23 protein-coding genes and 1 tRNA gene are annotated in these 22681 nt (G+C 64.2%); 11 read left to right on the top strand and 13 right to left on the bottom strand.

Annotation, left to right across the window (positions count from 1 at the left end; translation table 11 throughout):
- Positions 1-42: 42 nt before the first annotated feature.
- Positions 43-489, bottom strand: coding sequence for a nickel-responsive transcriptional regulator NikR (nikR, locus tag FXB38_RS01750; protein ID WP_148749059.1), 447 nt, complete (start codon positions 487-489; stop codon positions 43-45).
- Positions 490-703: 214 nt separating this feature from the next.
- A complete protein-coding gene (locus tag FXB38_RS01745) occupies positions 704-3154 on the bottom strand; it encodes a heavy metal translocating P-type ATPase (protein WP_148749058.1) in 2451 nt (816 codons plus the stop codon).
- Positions 3155-3204: 50 nt separating this feature from the next.
- Between FXB38_RS01745 and FXB38_RS01740 the strand changes: the two genes are divergently transcribed.
- Positions 3205-3480, top strand: coding sequence for a metal-sensitive transcriptional regulator (locus FXB38_RS01740; protein ID WP_148749057.1), 276 nt, complete (start codon positions 3205-3207; stop codon positions 3478-3480).
- A gap of 26 nt (positions 3481-3506) precedes the next feature.
- On the opposite strand, the gene FXB38_RS01735 is transcribed toward FXB38_RS01740, so the two are convergent.
- Positions 3507-4472, bottom strand: a complete 966-nt coding sequence (locus FXB38_RS01735; protein WP_148749056.1) for a YiiX/YebB-like N1pC/P60 family cysteine hydrolase — start codon at positions 4470-4472, stop codon at positions 3507-3509.
- 188 nt (positions 4473-4660) lie between these two features.
- Between FXB38_RS01735 and FXB38_RS01730 the strand changes: the two genes are divergently transcribed.
- Entirely contained in the window at positions 4661-6049 is a 1389-nt protein-coding gene (locus FXB38_RS01730; protein WP_148749055.1) for a flavin monoamine oxidase family protein, read from the top strand.
- Positions 6050-6054: 5 nt separating this feature from the next.
- Here FXB38_RS01730 and FXB38_RS01725 read toward each other — a convergent pair whose 3' ends face one another.
- The 3 genes from FXB38_RS01725 to pheS form a co-directional block, all read right to left on the bottom strand.
- A complete protein-coding gene (locus tag FXB38_RS01725; RefSeq protein WP_148749054.1) occupies positions 6055-6825 on the bottom strand; it encodes a sulfite exporter TauE/SafE family protein in 771 nt (256 codons plus the stop codon).
- Positions 6822-9230, bottom strand: coding sequence for a phenylalanine--tRNA ligase subunit beta (gene pheT / locus FXB38_RS01720; protein WP_148749053.1), 2409 nt, complete (start codon positions 9228-9230; stop codon positions 6822-6824). The genes FXB38_RS01725 and pheT overlap by 4 nt, the downstream gene beginning before the upstream one ends.
- A 124-nt stretch (positions 9231-9354) precedes the next feature.
- The gene (gene pheS, locus FXB38_RS01715; RefSeq protein ID WP_148749052.1) at positions 9355-10437 is read right to left on the bottom strand and encodes a phenylalanine--tRNA ligase subunit alpha; all 1083 of its coding nucleotides are present in this window, start codon (positions 10435-10437) and stop codon (positions 9355-9357) included.
- Between the two features lie 327 nt (positions 10438-10764).
- Between pheS and FXB38_RS45005 the strand changes: the two genes are divergently transcribed.
- A complete protein-coding gene (locus FXB38_RS45005; RefSeq protein ID WP_430640152.1) occupies positions 10765-11013 on the top strand; it encodes a hypothetical protein in 249 nt (82 codons plus the stop codon).
- A gap of 8 nt (positions 11014-11021) precedes the next feature.
- Here the strand turns inward: FXB38_RS45005 and rplT are convergent, their stop codons facing one another.
- Together rplT and rpmI are read right to left on the bottom strand one after the other, a co-directional pair.
- A complete protein-coding gene (gene rplT, locus FXB38_RS01705; RefSeq protein WP_014490867.1) occupies positions 11022-11381 on the bottom strand; it encodes a 50S ribosomal protein L20 in 360 nt (119 codons plus the stop codon).
- 80 nt (positions 11382-11461) lie between these two features.
- A complete protein-coding gene (gene rpmI / locus FXB38_RS01700) occupies positions 11462-11662 on the bottom strand; it encodes a 50S ribosomal protein L35 (protein WP_008539890.1) in 201 nt (66 codons plus the stop codon).
- 271 nt (positions 11663-11933) lie between these two features.
- Between rpmI and FXB38_RS01695 the strand changes: the two genes are divergently transcribed.
- Positions 11934-12329, top strand: a complete 396-nt coding sequence (locus tag FXB38_RS01695) for a hypothetical protein (RefSeq protein WP_187434604.1) — start codon at positions 11934-11936, stop codon at positions 12327-12329.
- A 64-nt stretch (positions 12330-12393) separates the two neighbouring features.
- Here the strand turns inward: FXB38_RS01695 and infC are convergent, their stop codons facing one another.
- Complete coding sequence (gene infC, locus FXB38_RS01690; protein WP_148749060.1) at positions 12394-12933, bottom strand: translation initiation factor IF-3; 540 nt, start codon at positions 12931-12933, stop codon at positions 12394-12396.
- A 252-nt stretch (positions 12934-13185) separates the two neighbouring features.
- On the opposite strand from infC, the gene FXB38_RS01685 reads away from it, so the two are divergent.
- On the top strand, positions 13186-13974 hold the full coding sequence (locus tag FXB38_RS01685; protein ID WP_148749051.1) for an alpha/beta hydrolase: 789 nt from the start codon (positions 13186-13188) through the stop codon (positions 13972-13974).
- A 142-nt stretch (positions 13975-14116) separates the two neighbouring features.
- The gene (locus tag FXB38_RS01680) at positions 14117-14584 is read left to right on the top strand and encodes a nuclear transport factor 2 family protein (RefSeq protein ID WP_148749050.1); all 468 of its coding nucleotides are present in this window, start codon (positions 14117-14119) and stop codon (positions 14582-14584) included.
- A gap of 256 nt (positions 14585-14840) precedes the next feature.
- Here the strand turns inward: FXB38_RS01680 and queG are convergent, their stop codons facing one another.
- Positions 14841-16046, bottom strand: coding sequence for a tRNA epoxyqueuosine(34) reductase QueG (gene queG / locus FXB38_RS01675; protein ID WP_148749049.1), 1206 nt, complete (start codon positions 16044-16046; stop codon positions 14841-14843).
- The gene (locus FXB38_RS01670) at positions 15995-16687 is read right to left on the bottom strand and encodes a glutathione S-transferase family protein (RefSeq protein ID WP_148749048.1); all 693 of its coding nucleotides are present in this window, start codon (positions 16685-16687) and stop codon (positions 15995-15997) included. The genes queG and FXB38_RS01670 overlap by 52 nt, the downstream gene beginning before the upstream one ends.
- A gap of 169 nt (positions 16688-16856) precedes the next feature.
- On the opposite strand from FXB38_RS01670, the gene FXB38_RS01665 reads away from it, so the two are divergent.
- The 3 genes from FXB38_RS01665 to FXB38_RS01655 all read left to right on the top strand — a co-directional run bounded on the left by FXB38_RS01665 (position 16857) and on the right by FXB38_RS01655 (position 19830).
- A complete protein-coding gene (locus tag FXB38_RS01665) occupies positions 16857-17663 on the top strand; it encodes an undecaprenyl-diphosphate phosphatase (protein ID WP_148749047.1) in 807 nt (268 codons plus the stop codon).
- 94 nt (positions 17664-17757) lie between these two features.
- Positions 17758-19086 carry an FAD-binding oxidoreductase gene (locus FXB38_RS01660; RefSeq protein WP_148749046.1) on the top strand — a complete coding sequence of 443 codons (1329 nt, stop codon included), beginning with the start codon at positions 17758-17760 and terminating at the stop codon, positions 19084-19086.
- Positions 19087-19089: 3 nt separating this feature from the next.
- Positions 19090-19830: an SDR family oxidoreductase gene (locus FXB38_RS01655; RefSeq protein ID WP_148749045.1), complete on the top strand. Its 741-nt coding sequence runs from the start codon at positions 19090-19092 to the stop codon at positions 19828-19830.
- Between the two features lie 126 nt (positions 19831-19956).
- On the opposite strand, the gene FXB38_RS01650 is transcribed toward FXB38_RS01655, so the two are convergent.
- Positions 19957-20922, bottom strand: coding sequence for a complex I NDUFA9 subunit family protein (locus FXB38_RS01650; RefSeq protein WP_148749044.1), 966 nt, complete (start codon positions 20920-20922; stop codon positions 19957-19959).
- A gap of 152 nt (positions 20923-21074) precedes the next feature.
- Here FXB38_RS01650 and FXB38_RS01645 point away from each other — a divergent pair.
- A tRNA-Leu gene (locus tag FXB38_RS01645) sits at positions 21075-21161 on the top strand.
- Positions 21162-21382: 221 nt separating this feature from the next.
- On the top strand, positions 21383-21592 hold the full coding sequence (locus tag FXB38_RS01640; protein ID WP_148749043.1) for an addiction module protein: 210 nt from the start codon (positions 21383-21385) through the stop codon (positions 21590-21592).
- 595 nt (positions 21593-22187) lie between these two features.
- Here FXB38_RS01640 and FXB38_RS01635 read toward each other — a convergent pair.
- Positions 22188-22388 (bottom strand): hypothetical protein, encoded by a 201-nt coding sequence (locus tag FXB38_RS01635; RefSeq protein WP_148749042.1) that lies wholly within the window; start codon positions 22386-22388, stop codon positions 22188-22190.
- Positions 22389-22681 lie beyond the last annotated feature (293 nt).

Below are 22681 nucleotides of genomic sequence, written 5' to 3'. Positions count from 1 at the left end.
AGCCCACAAGGGGAGAGGGGACGCACCGTCCTTGCGGCAAGCCTACTCATGCCGATGCCCGTGCTTCCGCACCTTCGCCGGCTTGCTCTCTCCCGTCGGGATCATCACCACACGTCCATAACGTACGCCACGCTCCGCGATGATGTGGTCGGCAAAGTGCCTGACCCCGGCGGCGTCGCCGCGCAGCGCCGTCATCTCCATGCAATTGTTGTCGTCGAGGTGGACGTGCAGGGTCGCCAGCGCGAGGTCGTGGTGGCCGTGGAATTCCTGCACCAGCCGCTTCGAGAGATCGCGCGCGGCGTGGTCGTAGACATAGACGAGGCCGGCGACGCAAGCGCCGCTCTGCGCCGTGTCCTCGCTCGATTGCTGCAGCCCGGCGCGGGCGAGGTCGCGGATAATCTCTGAGCGGTTCTGGTAGCCGCGCGCTTCGGCTGCGGCATCGATCTCCGCCAGCAAATCGTCCTCGATCGTGATCGTAATCCGCTGCATCAGGTCCTCTCCGCGGGTGGCGCTCTTCTTACCTCGCCCCGCTTGCGGGGAGAGGTCGGAATTCAAGCGTAGCTTGAATTCCGGGTGAGGGGGACTCTCCGCGAACGCAACTCTTACCGTCGTTGTGGAAGCAGCCCCTCACCCCAACCCTCTCAGCGCGAGCGAAGCTCGTCGCGACCCCGTAAGAACGGGGCGAGGGAGCGCGCCATCATCTTCACAGCCGCGTCGCGCGCAGCCGCAGGGCATTGCCGACTACGCTCACCGAGGACAGCGCCATCGCCGCGGCCGCGATGATCGGCGAGAGCAGTACGCCGAAGGCGGGATAGAGGATGCCGGCGGCAATCGGAATGCCGGCGGCATTATAGATGAAGGCGAAGAACAGGTTCTGCCGGATGTTGCTCATCGTCGCCTGCGACAGTTTTCGGGCGCGGACGATGCCGGTGAGGTCGCCCTTGAGCAGGGTGATGCCCGCGCTTTCCATCGCCACATCGGTGCCGGTGCCCATGGCGATGCCGACCTCGGCCGCCGCCAATGCCGGAGCGTCGTTGACGCCGTCGCCGGCCATCGCGACGCTGCGTCCGGCCTTTTGCAACCTGGTCACGACTGCGCTCTTCTGGTCCGGCAGCACCTCGGCTTCGATATCGGCGATGCCGAGCCTGCGCGCGACGGCTTCGGCCGTGGTGCGGTTGTCGCCGGTCAGCATGATGACCTTGATGCCTTCGGCCGCGAGCGCTTTCAGCGCCTCCGCCGTCGAAGCCTTGACAGGATCGGCGATGGCGAACAGTCCGGCGAGCCTGCCGTCGATCGCCATGTTGATGACGGTGGCGCCGTCGCCACGCAGGCGTTCGGCCCCCGCATCGAGCGTACTGGTGTCGATGCCGATCGATGTCAGGTACCTGGCGTTGCCGAGGACGACAGTCTTGCCATCGACCTTGCCGGTTGCGCCCTTGCCCGTCGGCGAATCGAATTGCTCGACCTGGCCGAGCGTGAGCTGCTTTTCTTTCGCGGCGCGCATGATGGCGTCGGCGAGCGGATGCTCGCTGGCACGCTCGACGCTGGCTGCAAGCCGAAGGATGTCGTCCTCGGCAAAGCCGGCCGCTGGCACGATCGCGACCACTTTCGGCTTGCCCTCGGTCAGCGTGCCGGTCTTGTCGACCACCAGTGTGTCGATTGTCTCCATCCGCTCCAGCGCCTCGGCGTTCTTGATCAGAACGCCTCCTTGCGCGCCGCGGCCGACGCCGACCATGATCGACATCGGGGTCGCCAGGCCCAGCGCGCAGGGGCAGGCGATGATCAGCACGCTGACGGCCGCGACGAGGCCGAAGGCGAGCCTCGGCTCCGGGCCGAACCAGGCCCAGGCGGCGAAGGCGGTGACAGCGACTGCGATCACGGTCGGCACGAACCAGCCGGCGACCTGGTCCGCCAGCCGCTGGATCGGCGCGCGCGAGCGTTGTGCATCGGCGACCATCTGCACGATCTGCGACAGCAACGTCTCGCGCCCGACCTTGTCGGCGCGCATGATGAAGCTGCCGGATTGGTTGAGCGTGCCGGCGATGACTTTTGCGCCAACCTCCTTGCTGACAGGCATGGATTCGCCTGTCACGAGCGATTCATCGAGCGAGGAGCGGCCCTCGAGAATGGTGCCGTCGACCGGCACTTTTTCGCCGGGACGTACGCGCAGGGAATCGCCGGCGTGCAGAGAGTCGATTTCGACCTCATGCTCGCTGCCATCAGGCTCGACGCGCCGTGCGGTCTTCGGCGCGAGCTGCAACAGCGCCTTGATCGCGCCCGAGGTGGCATCGCGGGCGCGCAGCTCCAGCACCTGGCCGAGCAAAACCAGCACGGTGATGACCGCGGCGGCTTCGAAATAGACGGCGACCGCGCCCTCATGGCCGCGGAAGGTGGTGGGGAAAATCTGCGGCGCGATGGTGCCGATCAGGCTGTAGACATACGCTACTCCCGTGCCCATCGCGATCAGCGTGAACATGTTGAGGTTGCGCGTCAGCAGCGATTGCCAGCCGCGTACCAGGAACGGCCAGCCGGCCCAGAGCACCACGGGTGTCGCGAAGACGAGCTGGATCCAGTTCGACAGCACAGGCACGATCCAGTTGTGCGGACCCGCGAGGTGTCCGCCCATCTCCAGCACCACGGGCGGCAGCGCCAGCGCGCCGCCGATCCAGAACCGCCGCGTCATGTCGGCGAGCTCCGGATTGGGCCCGGTCTCCAGGCTCGCGACCTCCGGCTCCAGCGCCATGCCGCAGATCGGGCAGCTGCCGGGTCCGGCCTGGCGGATCTCCGGATGCATCGGGCAGGTATAGATCGTGCCCGCCGGGGTCTCCGGCTCGGGCGTTCTCTCTTTTGCGAGATATTTGGCGGGATCGGCAGCGAATTTGGTGCGGCAGCCGGCCGAGCAGAAATGGAAGGTCTCGCCGTGACGCTCGAAGCGATGCTTTGAGGTCGCGGGATCGACCGTCATGCCACAAACGGGATCGAGGACTTTTGACGCGGCTGCGCCAAGGTCATGGGCGTGGTGATGGGCATGGCCAGCATGATCGCCGCAGCAGGACGAAGCCGCAGGCTTGGGGGGCGCCGCGGTCTTGGGCGAGCAGCAGCCTCCGGAATGCGTGTCTCCGTCGTGATGGTGCTTGTGGTCCGCGTCGTTCATTCCTGCACTCCGGCCTTGTAACCTATACCCGGTAGGGGTATATAGGCGCCATGCGCAAGGACATCAAGGCATCCGTCGGAAAACGTCTCGGCCGGATCGAGGGCCAGGTTCGCGGCCTGTCGAAAATGGTCGAGGAGGACCGCTACTGCATCGACATCGTCACGCAGATCTCGGCAGTGCGCGCCGCACTGCGCCGGGTCGAGGAGGAGGTCTTGAAGGACCACGTCGCCCATTGCGTCGAGCACGCGATCGCAAGCGGGGACAAGGCGGATCAGCGCGAGAAGCTCGCGGAGCTAATGGCGGTGATTGGACGGGCGGAAAGGTAGATCTTTCGCCACGAGGCTGAAGATCGTTACGCTGCGATCTCGCGTGCCTGTCGACGCCGCCGCGGACGGTACATCGCGAGCTTCTTCAGCAGCACAAAATGCCCTCTGGCGTCGACGCTTTCGCCCGTCACTTGCTCAGCCGGAATTTCGGCCGGCGTTTCTTCGTCAGCCGCTTCAGGAACGAGCGGCGGCGCACGGAGCGTTTCTGGAAACACACCGAATGAGCCCGCTACCTCCTCGAGCGGCTTTTGCTTGTCGGCCCAGTGCAAGGCTGTGTAGTCGAAGCCGTGCACGATGGTGGGTTTGACCACTTCGAAATAGGGCGAGATGTCGAAGTCGCGGGGCATGTAGAGCGAGGAATCGCGGATGTGCAGGATCTCGCGGCGGGCGGCGCGGCTGCCGGCCTTGGTGATCTTCGGCAGGATCGGATAGCGCACCGCGTCGAAAGCCTGCGCGATCAGCGCCGAGCAGATGATCTTGGTCGGATCGCCCGACCCGATCGCAATCATGCGCCGCCGCCATCGCTGCGGTATCGGCAGAGGAAACAGGAAGCGCATCAGATCGATGATGTTCTTGGTGTCGTAGCCGAAGCCGATGCGGTTGATCGCATAGCGGCAGACCGTGGTGCGGTCCTCGTAGGACAGCCCGACCGGGCGGCAGATGCGGGTGTGGTAGGGGAAATATTTCGACAGCGGCGCGGAGGTGACGCCCTCGCCGATATTGGCCTCGATCAGCACATGCGGCTCGCCGTCGGGCTCCACCGCGCCTTCGACCGGACCGACATAGAGTGCGGCATGCGACCAGGTCGACTGCGTCAGATATTTGATGATGCCGGAGATGCGGTTGTTGCCCTCGACCAGCATGACATCGCCGGGCTGGATCACGCCGCGGAGATGCTCGGGGTCGCTCGGCGTGAACGGCTCATAGCCCGGCACCTCCTTCGAGAGGTACGCGGCAATCAACTTGCCGACTGAATCCAGGACCGTCCCCATATCGAACTCCCCCAGGCCTTTCCGGCCGCTTTTTTCCTTCTCTATCATGGTCGAAACGTGTTGCCATTCGGTTCATCAGTCTGTGAGATCAAGCACGATTGATTCACCATGATAGTTGCTGCGCAACATCAGATGCGGCAAGGTTCGCTTGCTGTTCCCGTTCGCTGCAAGTCCCCGGAAACCATGACATGACAATCACGCGCCGCGGCTTCCTATCGGCTTCGGCGGCCTTTGCCGCGATGCCGGTCCTGGGCGCAACGGCCGCGCCGCTGCCGCGCGAGGCTGACATTGTCGTGATCGGTGCGGGTGCGGCCGGAATCGCTGCAGCGCGGCGCGTCAAGGCCGCCAATCGCAAGGTGATCGTGGTGGAGGCGGCCTCGCAAATCGGCGGGCGCTGTATCACTGACAGCACCACATTCGACGTGCCGTTCGATCGCGGCGCGCGCTGGATGCACAATCCCGACACCAACCCGATGATCCGGCTGGCGCGCAGTGCCGGGCTCGATGTCTCCCCCGCACCGTCGGGCCAGAAGATGCGCATCGGCCGCCGCAACGCGCGCGCGGGCGAGACCGAGGAGTTCCTGGCGGCGCTGGTGCGTGCCAATCGTGCCATCGACGAGGCGGCGCGCGGCAAGTTGGATACGTCCTGCGCGTCGGTCCAGCCAAAAGATCTCGGCGATTGGGCAGGCGCCACCGAGTTCGTGCTTGGTGCGAGTTTTGCCGGCAAGGACCTGAAGGAGCTGTCGGCGATCGACAAGGCGCGTGCGCAGGACCGCAATGCCCCGATCGCCTGCCGCCAGGGTCTGGGTACCCTGATCGCCAGGCTCGGCGAGCAGGCGCCGGTTGCGCTTGCGACACCGGCAAGCCGGATTGTCTGGAGCAATCGCGACGTCAGCGTGGAGACGCAAGGAGGGAAGATCGCCGCGCGCGCCGCCATCATCACGGTCTCGACCAATGTGCTCGCCGGCGGCGCGATCAAGTTCGCGCCTGACATCCCCAAGCGCACGCTCGATGCGGCGTCCAAGCTTACGCTCGGCAGTTACGATCACATCGTGCTGCAACTGCCGGGAAATCCGCTCGGGCTCTCGCGCGACGACATCCTGATCGAGCAGAGCAACTCGATGCGCACCGCGCTGATGTTCGCCAATATCGGCGGCTCCTCGCTGTGCTCGATCGACGTCGGCGGGTCGTTCGGCCGCGATCTCTCGGAGCAGGGCGAGAAGGCGATGGCGGCCTTCGCAAAGGAGTGGATCACGAAGCTGTTCGGCAGCGAGGCGGTGGCCAATGTGAAGAAGACCGCTGTGACGCGCTGGAACGCCTCGCCCTATGTGATGGGCGCGATGTCGGCGGCCTCGCCCGGCGGCCAGCTGTCGCGAAAAGTCTTGACCGAGCCGATCGGTAACATGTTCCTCGCCGGTGAAGCCACGCATGAAACGCTGTGGGGCACGGTCGACGGCGCCTGGGAAAGCGGCGAGCGCGCCGCGGACGCCGCGCTCCGCAAGATCGGTGCGCTGAAGGATGAGCCGGCCGAAGTGCCGACGCAGTCGACCAAGCGGCGGCGGGCGCCGCGGCAGTAGGCGAACTACCGCAACACCCGGTCCAGCGCGGGCAGCCCGGTGATCACCGCCATCGCAATCAGCGCGTAGCAGATGCCGCGGAATATCGTTTCGCTGGCGCGGCCGAACAGCGATGTGCCGGAGGCGACGCCGATCGCGTAGACCGGGCCGACAATCAGCGACAGCACGAGTGACTCGCGGGAGATCAGACCGGTCGTGGCATAGCTGACCATCGAGAAGAAATCCGACGCGCCGAAGAACAGCACGATATTGGCGCGCGCGACGATGGGAGCAATGGGGCGGCCGAGCCAATAGCCGACGATCGGTGGCCCGCCGGTCTGCGCCAGTCCGCTGCAGAAGCCGGAGAGGCCGCCGATACCGACTGACAGCCAGGCGTGGTCCTTGCCGCGGTAGCGCCAGCCCGACAGCAGTAGCAGCAGCAGCGCGGCCACGAAGCAGGAGATGATCCAGCGCGTGGTGACGGGCTCGAGCACGCTGAGGAAGTAGGTGCCGACGGGCACGCCGACCAGTGCGCCCAGCACGATCACTGCGGTCGCCTTGCGGTCGGCCTTTCGCCACGCGTCGGGCAAGAGCGGTGCGGCAGCAACAAAATCGATGACGAGGAGCAGTGCCGCGACCAGCCGCGGTGCTGCGACACTGCTCGCCAGCGGCATGAAGATCAGCGCCGAGCCGAAGCCGGAGAAGCCGCGCGCGGTGCCCGAAACGAAAGCGATGGCGCAGAGCGCCGTCGCGATGGTGAGACTGACGTCCTTCGGGAGAAAATCCGCGAGGGTCATCCGCGAAGAGTGCCGGCGGTCTTCTTCGTGACCTCCGCCACGATCTTCGCCGCGACGGCCTCGATCTCCTGATCGGTCAGCGTCTTCTCGCGCGGCTGGATCGTCACCGCGATGGCGATCGACTTCTTGCCGTCGTCGATGCCCTTGCCCTCATAGAGGTCGAACACGTTGACACCGGTGATCAGCTTCTTGTCGGCGCCTTGCGCGGCGCGCACGATATCGCCCGCCTTCACGGCGCGGTCGACGATGAAGGCGAAGTCGCGCGACACCGGCTGGAACGCCGACAGCTCGATCAGCGGCTTGGCGCGGGTCGGCTTCTTCTTGGTCTCGGGGATGCGGTCGAGGATCACCTCGAACACCATCAGCGGGCCGTCGGCGCCGAGCGCCTCCAGCGCGCGCGGATGCATCTCGCCGAAAGTGCCGAGCACGTTCTGCGGGCCGATCTGGATCGTGCCGGAGCGGCCCGGATGCAGCCAGGCGGGGCCGCCGGCAACGATCTGGAGCGCCTGCATCGGAGCACCGGCCGCAGCCAGCACCGCGAGCGCGTCGGCCTTGGCGTCGAAGATATCGGCCTGCGCCGAGCCCGACCAGTGCCGTCCCAATCCGTCCGACGACGCAAGGCCGCGGCGTACGCCGCTTGCGGCCATGAACTGATCCTGCGGGCGATCGCCCCTGAACACCTGACCGACCTCGAACAGCACGACGTCGCCAAAACCGCGATCGGCATTGGCCTGTGCGGCTGCGACCAGGCCCGGCAGCAGGCTCGGCCGCATGTCCGATAGATCAGCGGCGATCGGGTTGGCGACTTCGAGCTCGCGCTGGCCGCCGCCGAACAATTGTGCCGCGGGCTTGGTGATGAACGACCACGTCACGGCTTCGGTCATGCCGCGGCTCGCGAGTGCGCGCCGCGCGCGGCGGGTGCGAAGCTGCAGTGGCGTCAGCACGGATTTGCGGGCGTCCTCGCCACGCTCGAACGGCGTCATCGGCACCTTGTCGACGCCGTAGATACGGATGACCTCCTCGACGATGTCGGCCTTCCCGTGCACGTCGGAGCGCCAGGAGGGCACCGCGACCTTCACCACAGGGCCGGGCCCGGCCATCATGAAGCCGAGACGGGTCAGGATGAGCTTCATCTCGACCTGCGGCACCTCGATGCCGGAGAGACGCTTGACCTCGGTGAGCGGGAAATCGATCACGCGATCGTCGCCGAAGGTTTTGCCCACCACGACGTTCTCTGACGGAGTGCCGCCGCACAGCTCCATCACCAGCTTGGTGGCGAGCTCCAGCCCGGGCACCATGAAGGCCGGGTCGACGCCGCGCTCGAAGCGGTAGCGCGCATCCGAGTTGATGCCGAGCTTGCGGCCGGTCTGGGCGACATTGATCTCGTTCCACAGTGCCGATTCGATCAGCACGTCGGTGGTGTTCTCATCGCAGCCCGAGGCTTCGCCGCCCATGATGCCGGCGAGCGATTCGACGCCGTGCTGGTCCGCGATCACGCAGATCGAGGGATCGAGATTGTAGGCGCGGCCGTCGAGCGCGAGCAGCGCCTCGCCGTCGCGGGCACGGCGCACCACGAGATTGCCCACCACCTTCTTGGCGTCGAACACGTGCAGCGGACGCGCGCGGTCGTAGGTCATGAAGTTGGTGATGTCGACCAGCGCGTTGATCGGGCGCAGCCCGATCGCGGTCAGCCGCTTCTGCAGCCATTCCGGCGACGGGCCGTTCTTGACGCCGCGCACAAGGCGCAACGCAAAACCCGGGCACAGCGCAGCGTCCTCGACCGTGACCTTCACCGGACACGGGAACTCGCCCTTGATCGGCTTGATCGAGGCGTCCTTGAACTTGCCCATGTCGGCGGCGGCAAGGTCGCGCGCGATGCCGTGCACGCCGGTGCAGTCCTGACGGTTCGGCGTCAGATTGATCTCGATCACGGGATCGCCGAGCGCGGCCCATTCGGCATAGCCGGCGCCGATCGGCGCATCGGCCGGCAATTCCATGATGCCGTCATGGTCGTTGGAGATCTGCAGCTCGGCCGCCGAGCACAGCATGCCGCGGCTCTCGACGCCGCGAATAGTGCCGACACCGAGCGTGATGTCCTTGCCGGGAATGTAGGTGCCGGGCGGAGAGAACACGCTGACGAGCCCGGCGCGCGCATTCGGCGCCCCGCACACGACCTGCACCGGCGCGCCACCGTCACCGGTGTCGACCATGCAGACGCGCAGCCGATCAGCATTGGGATGCTGCTCGGCCGAAATCACCTTCGCAATGGTGAAAGGCTGCAGCGCCTTCGCCTTGTCCTCGATGTTCTCGACCTCGAGCCCGATCATGGTGAGCTTGTCGGCAAGCTTTTCCAGCGGCTCGTCGGTGTCGAGATGATCCTTCAGCCAGGAGAGGGTGAATTTCATGGCTGCTTTTTCTCCACGGAGGCGGTCTGCCCCCTCTCCCGCTTGCGGGGGAGGGGCAGGGAGAGGGTTGTTTCTGCAACGGGAACGGGGGGAGCTATCGCAAGCCCTTCATTGGGCGCAAACATCACGAGCTCAGCCCCCCGGCAAGTGTCGGCACTTCGAGCGGCTTGAAGCCGTAATGGTTGAGCCAGCGGACGTCGTTGTCGAACAGCTGGCGCAAATCGGCGATGCCGTATTTCAGCATGGCGATGCGGTCGATGCCCATGCCCCAGGCGAAGCCCTGGTACTCGTCGGGATCGATGCCGCAGGCGCGCAGCACGTTCGGATGCACCATGCCGCAGCCGAGAATCTCGAGCCAGTCCTCGCCCTCGCCGAAGCGGATCTCGCCCTTGTCGCGGCGGCACTGGATGTCGACTTCCAGCGACGGCTCGGTGAACGGGAAGAACGACGGCCGGAAGCGCATGTTGATGTGGTCGACCTCGAAGAACGCCTTGCAGAACTCGTGCAGGATCCATTTGAGGTGGCCGAGATGCGAGTGCTTGTCGATGACGAGACCTTCGACCTGGTGGAATTGCGGCGTGTGGGTCGCGTCCGAATCGATGCGGTAGGTGCGGCCCGGGCAGATCACGCGGATCGGCGGCTTCTGGGTGAGCATGGTGCGCACCTGCACCGGCGAGGTGTGGGTGCGCAACAGCATGCGCGAGCCGTCCTCCTTCGGATGGAAGAAGAACGTGTCGTGCATCTCGCGCGCCGGATGGCCTTCCGGGAAGTTGAGCTTGGTGAAATTGTAGTCGTCGGTCTCGATGTCAGGACCTTCGGCGACCGAGAATCCCATGTCGGCGAAGATCGTGGTCAGCTCGTCCCAGACCTGGCTCAGCGGATGGATGCGGCCGGCATCAGTTGCCGCATCGCGCAGCGGCAAGGTCACGTCGACGGTCTCCGATGCCAGCCGCGCATCGAGCGCCGCCGACTTCAGCACGTCGCGCCGTGCGGCAAGCGCCTCGGTGACCTTGTCCTTGGCCTGGTTGATCGCCGCGCCTTGGCTCTTGCGTTCGTCGGGCGACATCTTGCCGAGCGTGGCAAGCAGCGCCGAGATCGTGCCCTTCTTGCCGAGGGCTGCGACGCGCACCGCTTCGAGCGCGGCTTCATCGCCGGCGGCGGCGATCTGGTCGAGGATGGAGGTTTCGAGCGTTGCGAGGTCGGACACAGTCAAATCCTTAGCTCCAAATTCGGCTGGGTTGTCGCCGCCCGAAGGCCGTAACGTCAAGCAAAAAGCCGGTCATTTCGGGCGTGGGACCAGCTGGGTTGAACCTCGCATGGGGGCCGGGCACCAAGGGGGATACGTGGAGGCCTTTGCGATGCTTTCGAAACGCTGCCTTGCTGTTCTTCTTGCCGTCGTGGCGGTCGTTCTGTCGGTGGCAGGCACCCCGGCGCGCGCCATGGTCTGCATGGACAAATCCATGACGCTGGACGAGGTCGCAGACACCATCAGCGCGCAGAAGAGCTGCGAAAGCGCGATGAAGGTCTTCAGGGATTGCGAACTGACCGCAAGCGGCGATGTCGGCTCGGTGCTGCCGTCGAAAAGAAATGCGAGGCCGACTTCAAGTCCGGCCTCAACGCCGCGCAGGCGCAGGCCTACCAACGCGAGCTGCGCGTGTGCGACCGCAAGTACCGGAACAAGTCCGGCACCATGTATCTCTCGTTCACGGCATTCTGCCGGGCGGAGGTGGCCCGGCGTTACTCCCACCACGCGCTGAAGGCCGCGGGCCGGAACGCCCGCTAGCGCAAGCCTCAGGCTGCGAGCGCAGCTTTGGCCTTCTCGGCGATCGCCTGGAACGACGCGGGCTCGTGGATCGCGAGATCCGACAGCACCTTGCGGTCCACGGTGATGCCCGACTTGGCGAGACCGTCGATAAATCGGCTGTAGGTCAGGCCGAACGGACGGACGGCAGCGTTGAGGCGCTGGATCCAGAGCGCGCGGAAAGTGCGCTTCTTGCGCTTGCGATCACGGAAGGCGTACTGCTGGGCCTTCTCGACGGCCGGCTTGGCGGCGCGGATGGTGTTCTTGCGGCGGCCGTAGAAACCCTTGGCGGCCTTGTAGACTTTCTTGTGCTTGGCGTGGGCGGTCACACCGCGTTTGACGCGAGACATGACAAAATCCTTCAGAGATGACTTGGTTTTTCGGATCGCCGCTTAAAGCGCGGCAGAGATGGCAATGATCGTGGACGCGGTCAGGCGTTCGGCAAGAAGTACTTCTTGACGTTGTCGCCGTCGGTCTTGAACAGCACGCGGGTGCCGCGGAGCTGACGGATCTGCTTCTTCGTCCGCTTGATCATGCCGTGACGCTTGCCGCGCTGGGCGTGCATCACTTTGCCGGTGGCAGTCACCTTGAAGCGCTTTTTAGCGCCCGATTTGGTCTTCAGCTTGGGCATTTGGCTCTCCTAATGGCCACAGAGTTCCGCCCGCGAAGGCGGCTGGCCGTCAAAATGCTCGTTAGAGCGTTGATTGTGCTCAGGTTTTGCGAACAAGCGCGAAACCCGCACGAAACACCGCCACGGCAGCCCTTAATCAGCCGGGCGATGAAGGTCGGCCTTATGACAGAGGACAGGCCAATTGGCAACGATGAACCGCCGGAACCTGGCCGCCGACTATTGGGGGTTACCACCTCATTGTTCACGTCGTCCCGTCCGGAGCAGGACCAAAATGGCCCATTTTTCCCAATCGATTTTGTCGGTTTTCGCCCGTCCGCGCCACCTGGCGCTATTCGCCGTGCTCGCTGCCGCCGTCCCCTCGGCCGCCGATGCCCGCATCGTCAGTTATGACGGGATCTGGAATGTCACCTTCGCGACCACCCGCGGCAATTGCAGCTCGGGTTACAGCGTGCCCTTCACCGTGACCGGCAGCCGGGTGTCGTCCGCCGGCGGCGGCCGGGTCTCCGGCACGATCAATCGCGGCGGCGCTGTCGCGGTCCAGGTGTCGGTCGGCGCCTCCCATGCCAGCGGCGGTGGCCGGCTTGGCGGCGCGGCGGGTGCGGGCTCCTGGAGGGGCATCATCTCTGGCGACCAATGCAGCGGCACCTGGCAGGCAACGCGGACCTGAAAACACAAACGGCCCGCCGGAGATCCGGACGGGCCGTTGAACTTTCAGTCCTGAAGAGCCGGCGTCAGCGCGGCGCCAGGACCATGACGACCTGACGGCCCTCGAATCGGGCATCCTGCTCGACCTTGGCGAGCTCGGCGACGTCGGTCTTGATCTTGTCCAGCAGCTTGGTGCCGATCTCCTGGTGCGCCATTTCGCGGCCGCGATAGCGCAAGGTGATCTTGACCTTGTCGCCCTCCTCGAAGAACCGCAGCATCGCGCGCATCTTCACGTCATAGTCGTGATCGTCGATCATCGGGCGGAGCTTGATCTCCTTGATCTCGACGGTCTTCTGACGCTTGCGGGCTTCGGCGGCTTTCTTCTGGGCGGAATACTTATACTTCCCGTAGTCCATGATCTTGCAGACGGGAGGGCTGACATTTGGCGAGATCTCGACCAGATCCATGCCGGCTTCCTGGGCCAACTTGATGGCAAGCATCGTCTCGACGGTGCCTTTGTTGTCACCGGTCTGATCGATCAGCTGGATCTGCGCATTGCGAATATCATCATTGATGCGCGGCCCGTCTTTGGCGGCAGGGGCCGGGGCTCTATTGGGACGGCGAATGGGTGGTTCTCCAAAGTTGTGAAAGGAAGCGGCTATTTTGCAGGAAGATGCGTTTGCCGGCAAGCAAGTCGCTCCTGCGGAGAGCGAAAACCCTCAAATGCGAGGCATTTTGGTCACGCCCATCGGCACGGTGCTCGACATAGACACCTTGCACCCGTTCCGCAAGCGTCCCAAAGGGTCAATACCAATATAGGGTTGCTTCGCGGAAATGCGCCCGGACAGCTCAAACCCCACAGCCAGAGTAAACGTTCCATGCCCCCAGCAATTCCCGATGCCGTGCTCAACTTTGTCGAATTGGGCGAGGGTCCGTCGGCGCGCCGGATCGCGGTGCGCAGCCGCGCCGGACAAGGGCCCGGCCTGGTCTGGCTCGGCGGCTTCAAGTCGGACATGCAGGGCGGCAAGGCGGTGGCGCTCGATGGCTGGGCCGGCGAGCATGGCCGTGCCGCGGTCCGGTTCGACTATTCCGGCCATGGCGAATCCAGCGGCGATTTCGCCGACGGGACCATCGGACGCTGGCTTGAGGACAGCGTCGCGGTGTTCGAGCGGTTCTGCACCGGTCCGCAAATCCTGATCGGTTCCTCCATGGGCGGCTGGATGGCGCTGCTGCTCGCACGCGAGATCAGGAAGCGTTCGGGACAGGCATCGCTCGCGGGCCTGGTGCTGATCGCGCCGGCGCCCGACTTCACGGAAGAGCTGATGTGGAAGAACTTTTCGCCCGAGGTGAGGAAAGAGATCGAGACCAAGGGTTTTTGGCTGCGGCCATCCGAATATGGCGACGGCACGCCCTATCCGATTACGCGGAACCTGATCGAGGAGGGGCGCAACCACCTCGTGCTCGGCAGCGCCATCGATCTCGGCTGCCCCGTCCGAATTCTGCAGGGAGCCCAGGATCCCGATGTGCCGTGGCAGCACGCGTTCGCGCTGACGCATCGCCTGCCGGCCGACGACGTCGTGCTCACCATGATCCAGGACGGCGATCACCGCCTGTCCCGCCCGCAAGACATCGCGCGCATTCTTGCCGCGGTGGCGGAGATCGGGTGAAGTGGTGCCCAGAATTCGATGTCATCATCCGCGAAGGCGGATGATCCAGTATTCCAGAGGCCGTTGTGTTTGAGCCGAAAAGTCTCGGCGTACTGGATGCCCCGCCTTCGCGGGGCATGACGGAGGAGAGGGAGATACCCCAATGACCACCACCGCCATGCTGCGCGCTTTCTGCGACGCGGTCGAACAGCGCAACGGTCGCGCCTTTGCCGATCTGTTCACCGACGACGGCGTCTATCACGACGTGTTCTACGGCGCGTTCGCCGGCCGCGACAAGATCGCCGCGATGGTCGACGACTGGTTCTATCGCACGGCGATGGATTTCCGATGGGACATGCATGATCCCGTCAGCAACGGCACCACGCTCTATGCGCGCTACACCTTCAGCTACACATCGACCCTGCCGGAAGCGAACGGTTCGCGGGCGATGTTCGAAGGTGTTGCGATCATGACGCTGCGCGACGGCAAGATCGTGAATTACCACGAGGTCGCCAACACCGCGCCGGCGTTCGTCGATCTGAAGTTTGCGCCAGAGCGGATTGCGAAGATCGTCGGCAAGCAGGGCGCGGAGCTGAAGGCGCGGCCGGAGATGAAGCGGCATCGGGCGTAGCTGTCGTTCCGGGGCGCGCCACTTGGCGCGAGCCCGGAATCCATTCCGCCACCATTCTTGCGGCCTGATGGATTCCGGGCTCGTGCTTCGCACGCCCCGGAATGACAGCGGGGTTACCGACAACCACTGTCATCGCCCGGCTTGACCGGGCGATCCAGTACTCCGAGAAGGCTGTGATTAAATCGAGAGGCCGCGGCGTACTGGATGCCCCGCCCCAGTGCGCAACTGCGCACAAGGCGGGACATGACACCGAGTGTTAGGAAGCGGCCTGCCACTCTTGACGCACGCTTTCGTCGCGTTCGTTGGCAGTCGCATTCGTCTTCATCGTCGCAAACTCATCCGGCGGCAGCAACTGCCCCAGCGCCCACACGGCAGCCCCGCGCACCAATGCACTCTCATCTCCGAGCAATCGCCGCGCCTCTTCCGACAGTGCCACCTCGCCCGAGTTGCCGATCGCAATCAGCACGTTGCGCAAGAAGCGATCGCGACCAATCCGCTTTACCGGCGACTTCGTGAACAGCACGCGAAACGCGGTATCGCCGAGCCGTGAAAGTTCAGCAAGACCGGGCGCACGCAGCTCGTCGCGTGCGGAGAGCCTGGCTTCACGTCCCTCCTGCGCAAACTTGTTCCAGGGGCACGCTGCGAGGCAATCGTCGCAGCCATAAATGCGGTTGCCGATCGCTTTACGAAACTCGCGCGGAATCGGTCCCTTGTTCTCGATAGTGAGATAGGAGATGCAGCGCCGCGCATCGAGCTTGTAGGGCGCGGGAAACGCTGCGGTCGGGCAGATGTCGAGACAGGCGCGGCACGAGCCGCAATGATCGATCTCGGCGCCGTCGCGCGGCAGCTCTAGCGTGGTGTAGATCGCGCCGAGAAACAGCCACGAGCCGAATTCGCGCGAGACCAGATTGGTGTGCTTGCCCTGCCAGCCGAGATGGGCCGCTTGCGCGAGCGGCTTCTCCATCACCGCCGCGGTGTCGACGAACACCTTGACCTCGCAAGTCTTCACCTCACGAGTCTTCACCTCACAAGTCGCGGTTGCGACCAGCCAGCGCGCCAGCGCCTTCAGCCGCTTCTTGATGAGGTCGTGATAGTCGTCGCCCTGCGCATAGACCGAGATCGCCGCACGCGTGCGCTCTCGCAGGATCGCGAGCGGATCCTGGTCGGGGCCGTAATTGACGCCGAGCATGATCACGCTGCGCACATCAGCCCACAGCCCGCGTGGATCGACCCGGCGCTCCGGCTGGTTCGCGAGCCAGTCCATGTCGCCATGGCCGCCGGAGGCGATGAACTCGAGGAAATGTTTTCCAGCGTTCTCGATCGTGCCGGGCTCAGTGATGCCGATGCAGTCGAAGCCGAGCGCGCGCGCTTCGCGCGCCAGCGCCGCCTTCAGTTCAGTCGGATCGGCGTTCAGAAATCCAGATCCACGTAGGTCCGCGACGCCGGCACGCCCGCCAGCCATTCGCTCAGCAGCGGACGGAACGACGGGCGGGATTTCACCCGCGCGTACCACGCCTTTGCTGCGTCGTCCTCGCTCCATGGCACGTCGCCCAGATAGTCGATCGCCGAGAGATGCGCCGCGGCGGCGAAATCCGCGTAAGTGGGCCGGTCGCCGGCGAGGAAGTTACGCGTCTGCGCCAGCCAGCCGATATAGGCGAGATGGTAGCGCACATTGGCCTTCGCCGCGCGCATCACGTCGGGTGAGGGCGGGCCGCCGCCATTCTCCTCGCTCATGAAGCGCTTGTAGATGCGCTCGGTGACCAGCGGGTGGGAGACTTCCTCGAAAAACTTTTCGTTGAACCAGGCCATCAGCCGGCGCACCTCGACGCGCTCGGCGATCGTCTCCGGCATCAGGCGCTTGGGGCCCATCTCGGCGCCATAGGCCTCGTCGAGATACTCCGCGATGATGGCCGCGCCGGGGATCGGCGGCTGCTCGTCGTCCACCAGCACCGGCGTCGTGCCGGCCGCATTGAGCAGCAGAAATGCCTCGCGCCGTTCCCAGCTGCGCTCCTCGGCCAGCTTCAGTTCGAGCCCGTATTCGCCCGCGATCAGGCGGATGAAGCGCGAATGCGGACAGAACGGATGATGAAACAGCGTAAACATGAAGCCTTTGACTATTTGATGGTGCTTAAGAATCCATCAATGTTTGTGCGGCGCCACACTAGTCTTTCAAAACCGCGAAGCAAGGGTGCGATGCCGCATTTTGCGATTGCGGGAAAGGGGCGAATGGGCGAGAAGAGCCCCGCTTTTCCAGCGGAAATGGACCGTAAATATGTCAGATGCAATACGGGCAGTGATCCTCGGCATCATCGAGGGTGTGACCGAGTTCCTTCCTGTTTCCTCGACCGGGCACCTGCTGCTTGCGGAGCGCTTCTTCGGCCTTGGCGAGGGCGCCTTCTGGGATTCGTTTACGGTTTTGATCCAGCTCGGCGCAATCCTTGCGATCGTCGTGCTCTACTTCAAGAAATTGTGGGACGTCGCGATCGGCATGTTCACGGGTGATGCCTATGCGCGCCGCTTCGTGATCGGCGTGCTGGTGGCGTTCCTGCCTGCGGTGATCGTCGGTCTCATCGCCGGCAAATACATCAAGAGCATGCTGTTCAACCCCTGGGTCGTGTGCTTCTCGCTGATCGTTGGCGGCGCCATCCTGTTGTGGGTCGATCGGCTCGATCTCAAGGCGCGCGAGCATGACGCCACCAGGTTTCCGCTGCTGATGTATCTCTATATCGGCATCGCCCAGTGCGTTGCGATGATCCCGGGCGTGTCGCGCTCCGGTGCCAGCATCGTCGCCGCGATGTTTTTGGGTGCCGACAAGCGGGCGGCGGCGGAGTTCTCGTTCTTCCTCGCCATCCCCACCATGATCGGCGCGTTCGCCTACGATTTCTACAAGAACCGCTCCGAGATGACGATGGACCACATGGGCATCGTCGCGATCGGCTTCGTGGTGTCGTTCATCACCGCGGTCATCGTGGTGAAGGCGTTCCTCGGATACGTCACCCGCCACGGCTTCGTGGTGTTCGCCTGGTGGCGCGTCATCGTCGGCACGCTCGGCCTGATCGCGCTGGCGCTCGGCCATTAACCTTTGACAATCTGCCGACAAGCCTCAACGCAATATCAGCTTTTGACCGGTAGGCAGTGTCCGGAGCGGGATGGCCCGCAGGCGGAGCTGAACGATGACCCTCGTCAGCGGCTGGGGGCGCTTCCCGGTCGTCGATAGCGAAGTGCTGCGGCCGCGGTCGTTCGAGGCCGTGGGTGCGGCTGTCGCTGTGACCGGCTCCGTGGCCAGGGGCAATGGCCGCGCCTATGGCGATGCCGCGATCGGCGCCGTCAGGACGATCGGGATGACCACGTTCGACCGGGTCAGGTGGTTCGATCCGGCAACTGGCCGCATCCGGCTCGAAGCCGGCGTGCTGCTGTCCGACCTGATCGACACCTTTGGCCCGCGCGGCTTCCTGCCGTTCGTGGTGCCGGGCACGCGATTCGTATCGGTCGGCGGCGCCATCGCGGCCGACGTGCATGGCAAGAATCATCATGGCGAGGGCGGATTTGGCCGCTATGTCGACAGCATTCTGCTGCGCACCGGGGCGGGCGAGACGATCGAGATCTCGCGCGAGCAAAATTCCGATGCCTTCTTCGCGACCGTCGGCGGCATGGGCCTCACAGGAATCATCCTCGAAGCCACGATGCGGCTGCGTCCCGTCGAGACCGGCTGGATCCGCGAGCGGGTGATATCCGCATCCGATCTCGACGCCGCGATGCGCGCGCTCGAGGCGAGCGAGTCCGCGACCTATTCGGTGGCATGGATCGATTGCGTGGCGCGAGGGCGCGATCTCGGCCGCTCGTTGATCTATCTCGGTGAGCACGTCCGCGCCGACGAGCTTACTGAGGACGCCGATCGCTTTCCAATCGGCAAGAATCCCCACCTCGCCGTGCCCTTCGATCTGCCGTCGATGACGCTCAACCGCTTGAGCGTCCGTGCCTTCAACGAGCTCTACTACCGCATGGGCGCAAGGCGCGCCGGCGGCGACCATGTGGTCTCGCTCTATCCGTATTTCTTTCCGCTCGACAGCATCAGCGACTGGAATCGCATCTACGGACGGCGCGGCTTCCTCCAGCATCAATGCGTGATTCCGGAGCGAGGTGCGCGCGCCGTGCTCGCCGACATCCTCGATCGTGTCTCGAAGCGCGGCGATGCCTCGTTCCTCGCGGTGCTGAAGAAGCTCGGCCACGGCGATGGCCTGCTGTCGTTTCCGCTGCCCGGCTACACGCTGGCGCTGGATTTTCCGGTGAAGGGCGACATCCTGAACTTCCTCGACGAGATCGACCGTCTCGTCGTCGCCGCCGGCGGGCGGCTTTATCTCGCCAAGGATGCGCGGCAGTCGCGCGCGACTTTCGAGGCCGGCTATCCCGCGCTGTCGCGCTTCAACGCGATCCGCAAATCGCTCGATCCCGCCAGCAACATCCGCTCCAAGCTTTCACAACGCCTGTTCGATGAGGTTTAAGCCGTGACATCACGCAAGACCGTTCTGGTGCTCGGTGGCTCCTCCGATATCGGCCGCGCCGCGGCACGCGCCTTTGCCAAGGCGGGATACGATGTCGGCCTCGCCGGCCGCGATGTCGCCGCGCTGGAGCCCGACGCCGCGGATCTGCGCGCGCGCTACAGCATCGAAGCGAGCACGTGGAGATTCGACGTGCTCGACACGGGATCATTCGATGGCTTTGTCGCCGGCCTTCCCGTGTTGCCGGACGTTGTCGTCTCGATCGTCGGCCTCCTCGGCGTCCAGCAAAATGCCGAGAGCGATCTCGCGCACGCCACCACGATCATGCGCTCGAACTACGAGGGACCGTCGCTGATCCTCGGCCTGTTCGCCGAAAAATTCTTAGGCCGCGGCAATGGCACGATTGTCGGCGTATCATCGGTGGCAGGCGATCGCGGCCGCGCCTCGAACTATGTCTACGGCTCGGCCAAAGCCGGCTTCTCCGCCTTCCTGTCGGGCCTGCGCGCCCGCGCCAGCCGCGGTGGCGTGCATGTGGTCACCGTGAAACCCGGTTTCGTTCGCACCAAAATGACGGAAGGCATGAAGCTGATCGGCCCGCTCACCGTCGATGCGCCTGTCGTCGGCGATGCGATCCTGGGCGCGGTCGAGAAGAAGACCGATGTCGTCTATGTCAGCGGCAAATGGCGTCTCGTGATGCTCATCATCAAGACGCTGCCGGAGGCCGTGTTCAAGAAGCTGAAGTTTTGAGGCTGCTGCAGCTCGCGCCACAAGCTCGTCATGCCCGGCCTTGTGCCGGGCATCCACGTTCTTAGCATCCGCGTTAACAAAGACGTGGATGGCCGGGTCAAGCCCGGCCATGACGGCGCGGAAGCCTCACACGCTCTTGCGCTGGAACTGGCCCTGCGGGCGGAAGCGCCAGAGATATTGCGGGGCGATCGCTTCCAGCGAATCGGGGGTGATGCCGAGCCCTTCCAGCGTCAGGCCGGCAGCCTTGGCCGCATCCGACACGACGTTGTCGCGCTCGAGCAGCGTGACCTGGTCCGGCGTCAGCTTGAAGGCCCCAGGCGCGAATTGCAGGAAGTTGGCCTGGAAGCGGGCGAGGCCGAACGACAGCGGCACCAGCATCGGCTTGCGATCGGCGATGGCGACGATGGCCTCGATGATCTCGCGCATGGTCAGCACCTCCGGCCCGCCGAGCTCGTAGGTGGCGCCCGCCTTGGCCTTGCCGTCGACGGCATCGGCGATGGCGGTTGCGACGTCGCCGACATAGACCGGCTGCATCCGGGTGCTTCCGCCGATCAGCGGCAGCACCGGCGACATCCGCGCCAGCGCCGCGAAGCGGTTGGTGAACTGGTCCTCGGGCCCGAACATCACGGAGGGACGGAAGATCGTGGCCGCCGGCACCGCAGCCGTCACCGCGGCCTCGCCGGCCGCCTTGGCCTTGGCATAGCGCGAGGGCGATTCGGCATCGGCGCCGATCGCCGAGACGTGGATCAGCCTTGCGCCGACGGCGGCTGCCGCCTTGGCGACGGTCTCGGCGCCCCTGGCCTGGACGGCGTCAAAGGTCTGCCCGCCGCCCTCAGTGAGGACGCCGACCAGATTGATCACGACATCCGAATCACGCACCGCCGCCTCGACCGAGGCCGGATAGCGCAGATTGGCCTGGATGGTGTGGACCTGGCCGACCTTGCCCGAGGGCTGGAGGTATCCTGCCAGTTCCGGCCGCCGCACCGCGACCCGGATCCGGTAATCCCGCTTGCACAGCGCGCGGACGACATTCCGGCCCAAAAACCCCGATCCGCCGAAAACCGTGACGAGAGTTTCCAGATTCGATGCCATGAGATCTATTCCCGGGGTCCATTCCTGCGGAAGAGCAGAGTGTTGTCAGGCTTGTATCGGCCCGGTTTGCAATGCGCAATCGGCAAGCCGAACCATGAATTGACAACAGCGTCACTGAACCGTAGTAACCGCCTCCGTGCCCCAAACGGCATGCCCAGGTGGTGGAATTGGTAGACGCGCTGGCTTCAGGTGCCAGTGGCTTAACGGCCGTGAAGGTTCGAGTCCTTTCCTGGGCACCAGCTTTTTTCTTTGGATGCCCCTCAAGGCGCAGCCCGAGGCTTGGTAGGCCGCTCACCCGTCGTGGGTGGTGGCGGTAGATCGATACGCAATATTGTTGCGGAATAGTCCCAAAATCATCGGAGCCCGCTCTTTCCGTTCATCGCGGCGATAACGATATTGGTCTCGACGGTTCCGTGCGAATTGTGATTTCGTTGGCAAAAGGGCCAAAGGATTCGGGACTATGGCAACGCTCGACATCAGCCGATTAACGCCCAAGGAACGGCTCGACCTCATCGGCGAGCTTTGGGACAGCCTCTCCGCTGCCGACGTGACGTTGACCCCGGCACAGGTGGCCGAACTCGACCGTCGGCTTGCGACGTTTGACGCGGATCGTCGCGAATCGATCCCCTGGGAGGATATCGACACCGAGCTTGACCGCCGGTCCCGATAAGTGGCCAGGATTCTTTTTACGCTTGCGGCGAGGGCGAACCTCGCCGAGGCCGTCCGTTGGTATGACACCCCTCAAGAACACACGTCGCGCGTTGCTACGCCGCCTCCCTTACATTTTCTTATTTCGTGAAACGCACGATGCGGTCTATGTCGTTGCGGTGTTTCACACGAGTCGCGATCCCTTGGTCTGGAAGCAGCGCTCGTAGCATCGCCAAGCGTTCAAGAATTTGGTCCCAGCGGAATTGCTTTGCTTTTCGATTGAACGTTTAGAGCGAGCGCTTGCGGCAGCTGGGTTCAAGCCTCATCGAAACCTCGCTTTCATCGGCCGATCTTCTTGATGCATGTGGGTTCGCTGCTGGGGTGAGGGATGCAATCCCAGTCGGGTCCAAAGCCCGCACCAGCGTTCCGCTGTGGTAAGAAAGGGTAGTAAATTACAACCGCAGCAAACATGGTGACAACAATAATTGCTGACACCAGCATCCACACGATGCCTGCGCGATCGGGATTCCACTGGAGCCGCCGAATCAATCGATGCTTCCTTGGATTGGGTTGTTTCACGGTGGTGTCATCGATGCGGCATCAGCCGTGACAGCGGTTTAAGTCTCATCGAACTCGTCGCCTCCGGTGACAGAGAGATCCAGCCCGTCATCGACCGCGTCAACAAACAGGCGTGTCCCGTCATTGAACTCAATCCCGATCTCTTTTGGCCGGTGACGCCACACCACGTTTACGACTTTCCCTCGAAGTAACTCCGTTAGTCTCGCCGCTTCGTCATCTAAATTGGCATTGCGGGTCATGGAGAGCGATCCTCTCGACAGGTTGACCCGGTCACGACTGTGGGTCCGTGAAACATTCGATCGCAAGGGCCAGCTCAAGGTCGACCAGCTTCGCCAGAGTGGCTACGGGTAGCTCGTCACCCAAGTATCCGTCGCCAAAAAACTGAATGATTACCTGCGCTGTGCCGCCCGTCGATTTGAGGTCGGCGAAAAACGTCTTGTGAGGCTCAAGTCTATCGACAAATCTCGTCACCTCTGCGGCATACCATTGATCCACGAGACTGCACCGGACGCAGTGTCTCCATCGCGTATCG

It is taken from the genome of Bradyrhizobium cytisi, from assembly GCF_008123515.1.
Taxonomy (GTDB): domain Bacteria; phylum Pseudomonadota; class Alphaproteobacteria; order Rhizobiales; family Xanthobacteraceae; genus Bradyrhizobium; species Bradyrhizobium cytisi.
The sequence above is the reverse complement of the archived record's forward strand: the minus strand, read 5'-3'. Positions and strand labels throughout refer to the sequence as shown.

What these genes read in the sequence shown, in the direction of transcription:
- FXB38_RS01740 (WP_148749057.1), top strand. Translation starts at nt 3,205, where the DNA reads ATGCGCAAGGACATCAAGGCATCCGTCGGAAAACGTCTCGGCCGGATC.
- rplT (WP_014490867.1), bottom strand. Translation starts at nt 11,381, where the DNA reads ATGTCTCGCGTCAAACGCGGTGTGACCGCCCACGCCAAGCACAAGAAA.
- FXB38_RS01725 (WP_148749054.1), bottom strand. Translation starts at nt 6,825, where the DNA reads ATGACCCTCGCGGATTTTCTCCCGAAGGACGTCAGTCTCACCATCGCG.
- FXB38_RS01735 (WP_148749056.1), bottom strand. Translation starts at nt 4,472, where the DNA reads ATGGGGACGGTCCTGGATTCAGTCGGCAAGTTGATTGCCGCGTACCTC.
- FXB38_RS01660 (WP_148749046.1), top strand. Translation starts at nt 17,758, where the DNA reads ATGACCCTCGTCAGCGGCTGGGGGCGCTTCCCGGTCGTCGATAGCGAA.
- FXB38_RS01695 (WP_187434604.1), top strand. Translation starts at nt 11,934, where the DNA reads ATGGCCCATTTTTCCCAATCGATTTTGTCGGTTTTCGCCCGTCCGCGC.
- FXB38_RS01680 (WP_148749050.1), top strand. Translation starts at nt 14,117, where the DNA reads ATGACCACCACCGCCATGCTGCGCGCTTTCTGCGACGCGGTCGAACAG.
- queG (WP_148749049.1), bottom strand. Translation starts at nt 16,046, where the DNA reads ATGGCTGGCGGGCGTGCCGGCGTCGCGGACCTACGTGGATCTGGATTT.
- FXB38_RS01665 (WP_148749047.1), top strand. Translation starts at nt 16,857, where the DNA reads ATGTCAGATGCAATACGGGCAGTGATCCTCGGCATCATCGAGGGTGTG.
- FXB38_RS01730 (WP_148749055.1), top strand. Translation starts at nt 4,661, where the DNA reads ATGACAATCACGCGCCGCGGCTTCCTATCGGCTTCGGCGGCCTTTGCC.
- pheT (WP_148749053.1), bottom strand. Translation starts at nt 9,230, where the DNA reads ATGAAATTCACCCTCTCCTGGCTGAAGGATCATCTCGACACCGACGAG.
- rpmI (WP_008539890.1), bottom strand. Translation starts at nt 11,662, where the DNA reads ATGCCCAAGCTGAAGACCAAATCGGGCGCTAAAAAGCGCTTCAAGGTG.
- nikR (WP_148749059.1), bottom strand. Translation starts at nt 489, where the DNA reads ATGCAGCGGATTACGATCACGATCGAGGACGATTTGCTGGCGGAGATC.
- FXB38_RS01650 (WP_148749044.1), bottom strand. Translation starts at nt 20,922, where the DNA reads ATGGCATCGAATCTGGAAACTCTCGTCACGGTTTTCGGCGGATCGGGG.
- FXB38_RS01635 (WP_148749042.1), bottom strand. Translation starts at nt 22,388, where the DNA reads ATGACCCGCAATGCCAATTTAGATGACGAAGCGGCGAGACTAACGGAG.
- FXB38_RS01640 (WP_148749043.1), top strand. Translation starts at nt 21,383, where the DNA reads ATGGCAACGCTCGACATCAGCCGATTAACGCCCAAGGAACGGCTCGAC.
- FXB38_RS01685 (WP_148749051.1), top strand. Translation starts at nt 13,186, where the DNA reads ATGCCCCCAGCAATTCCCGATGCCGTGCTCAACTTTGTCGAATTGGGC.
- FXB38_RS01745 (WP_148749058.1), bottom strand. Translation starts at nt 3,154, where the DNA reads ATGAACGACGCGGACCACAAGCACCATCACGACGGAGACACGCATTCC.
- FXB38_RS01670 (WP_148749048.1), bottom strand. Translation starts at nt 16,687, where the DNA reads ATGTTTACGCTGTTTCATCATCCGTTCTGTCCGCATTCGCGCTTCATC.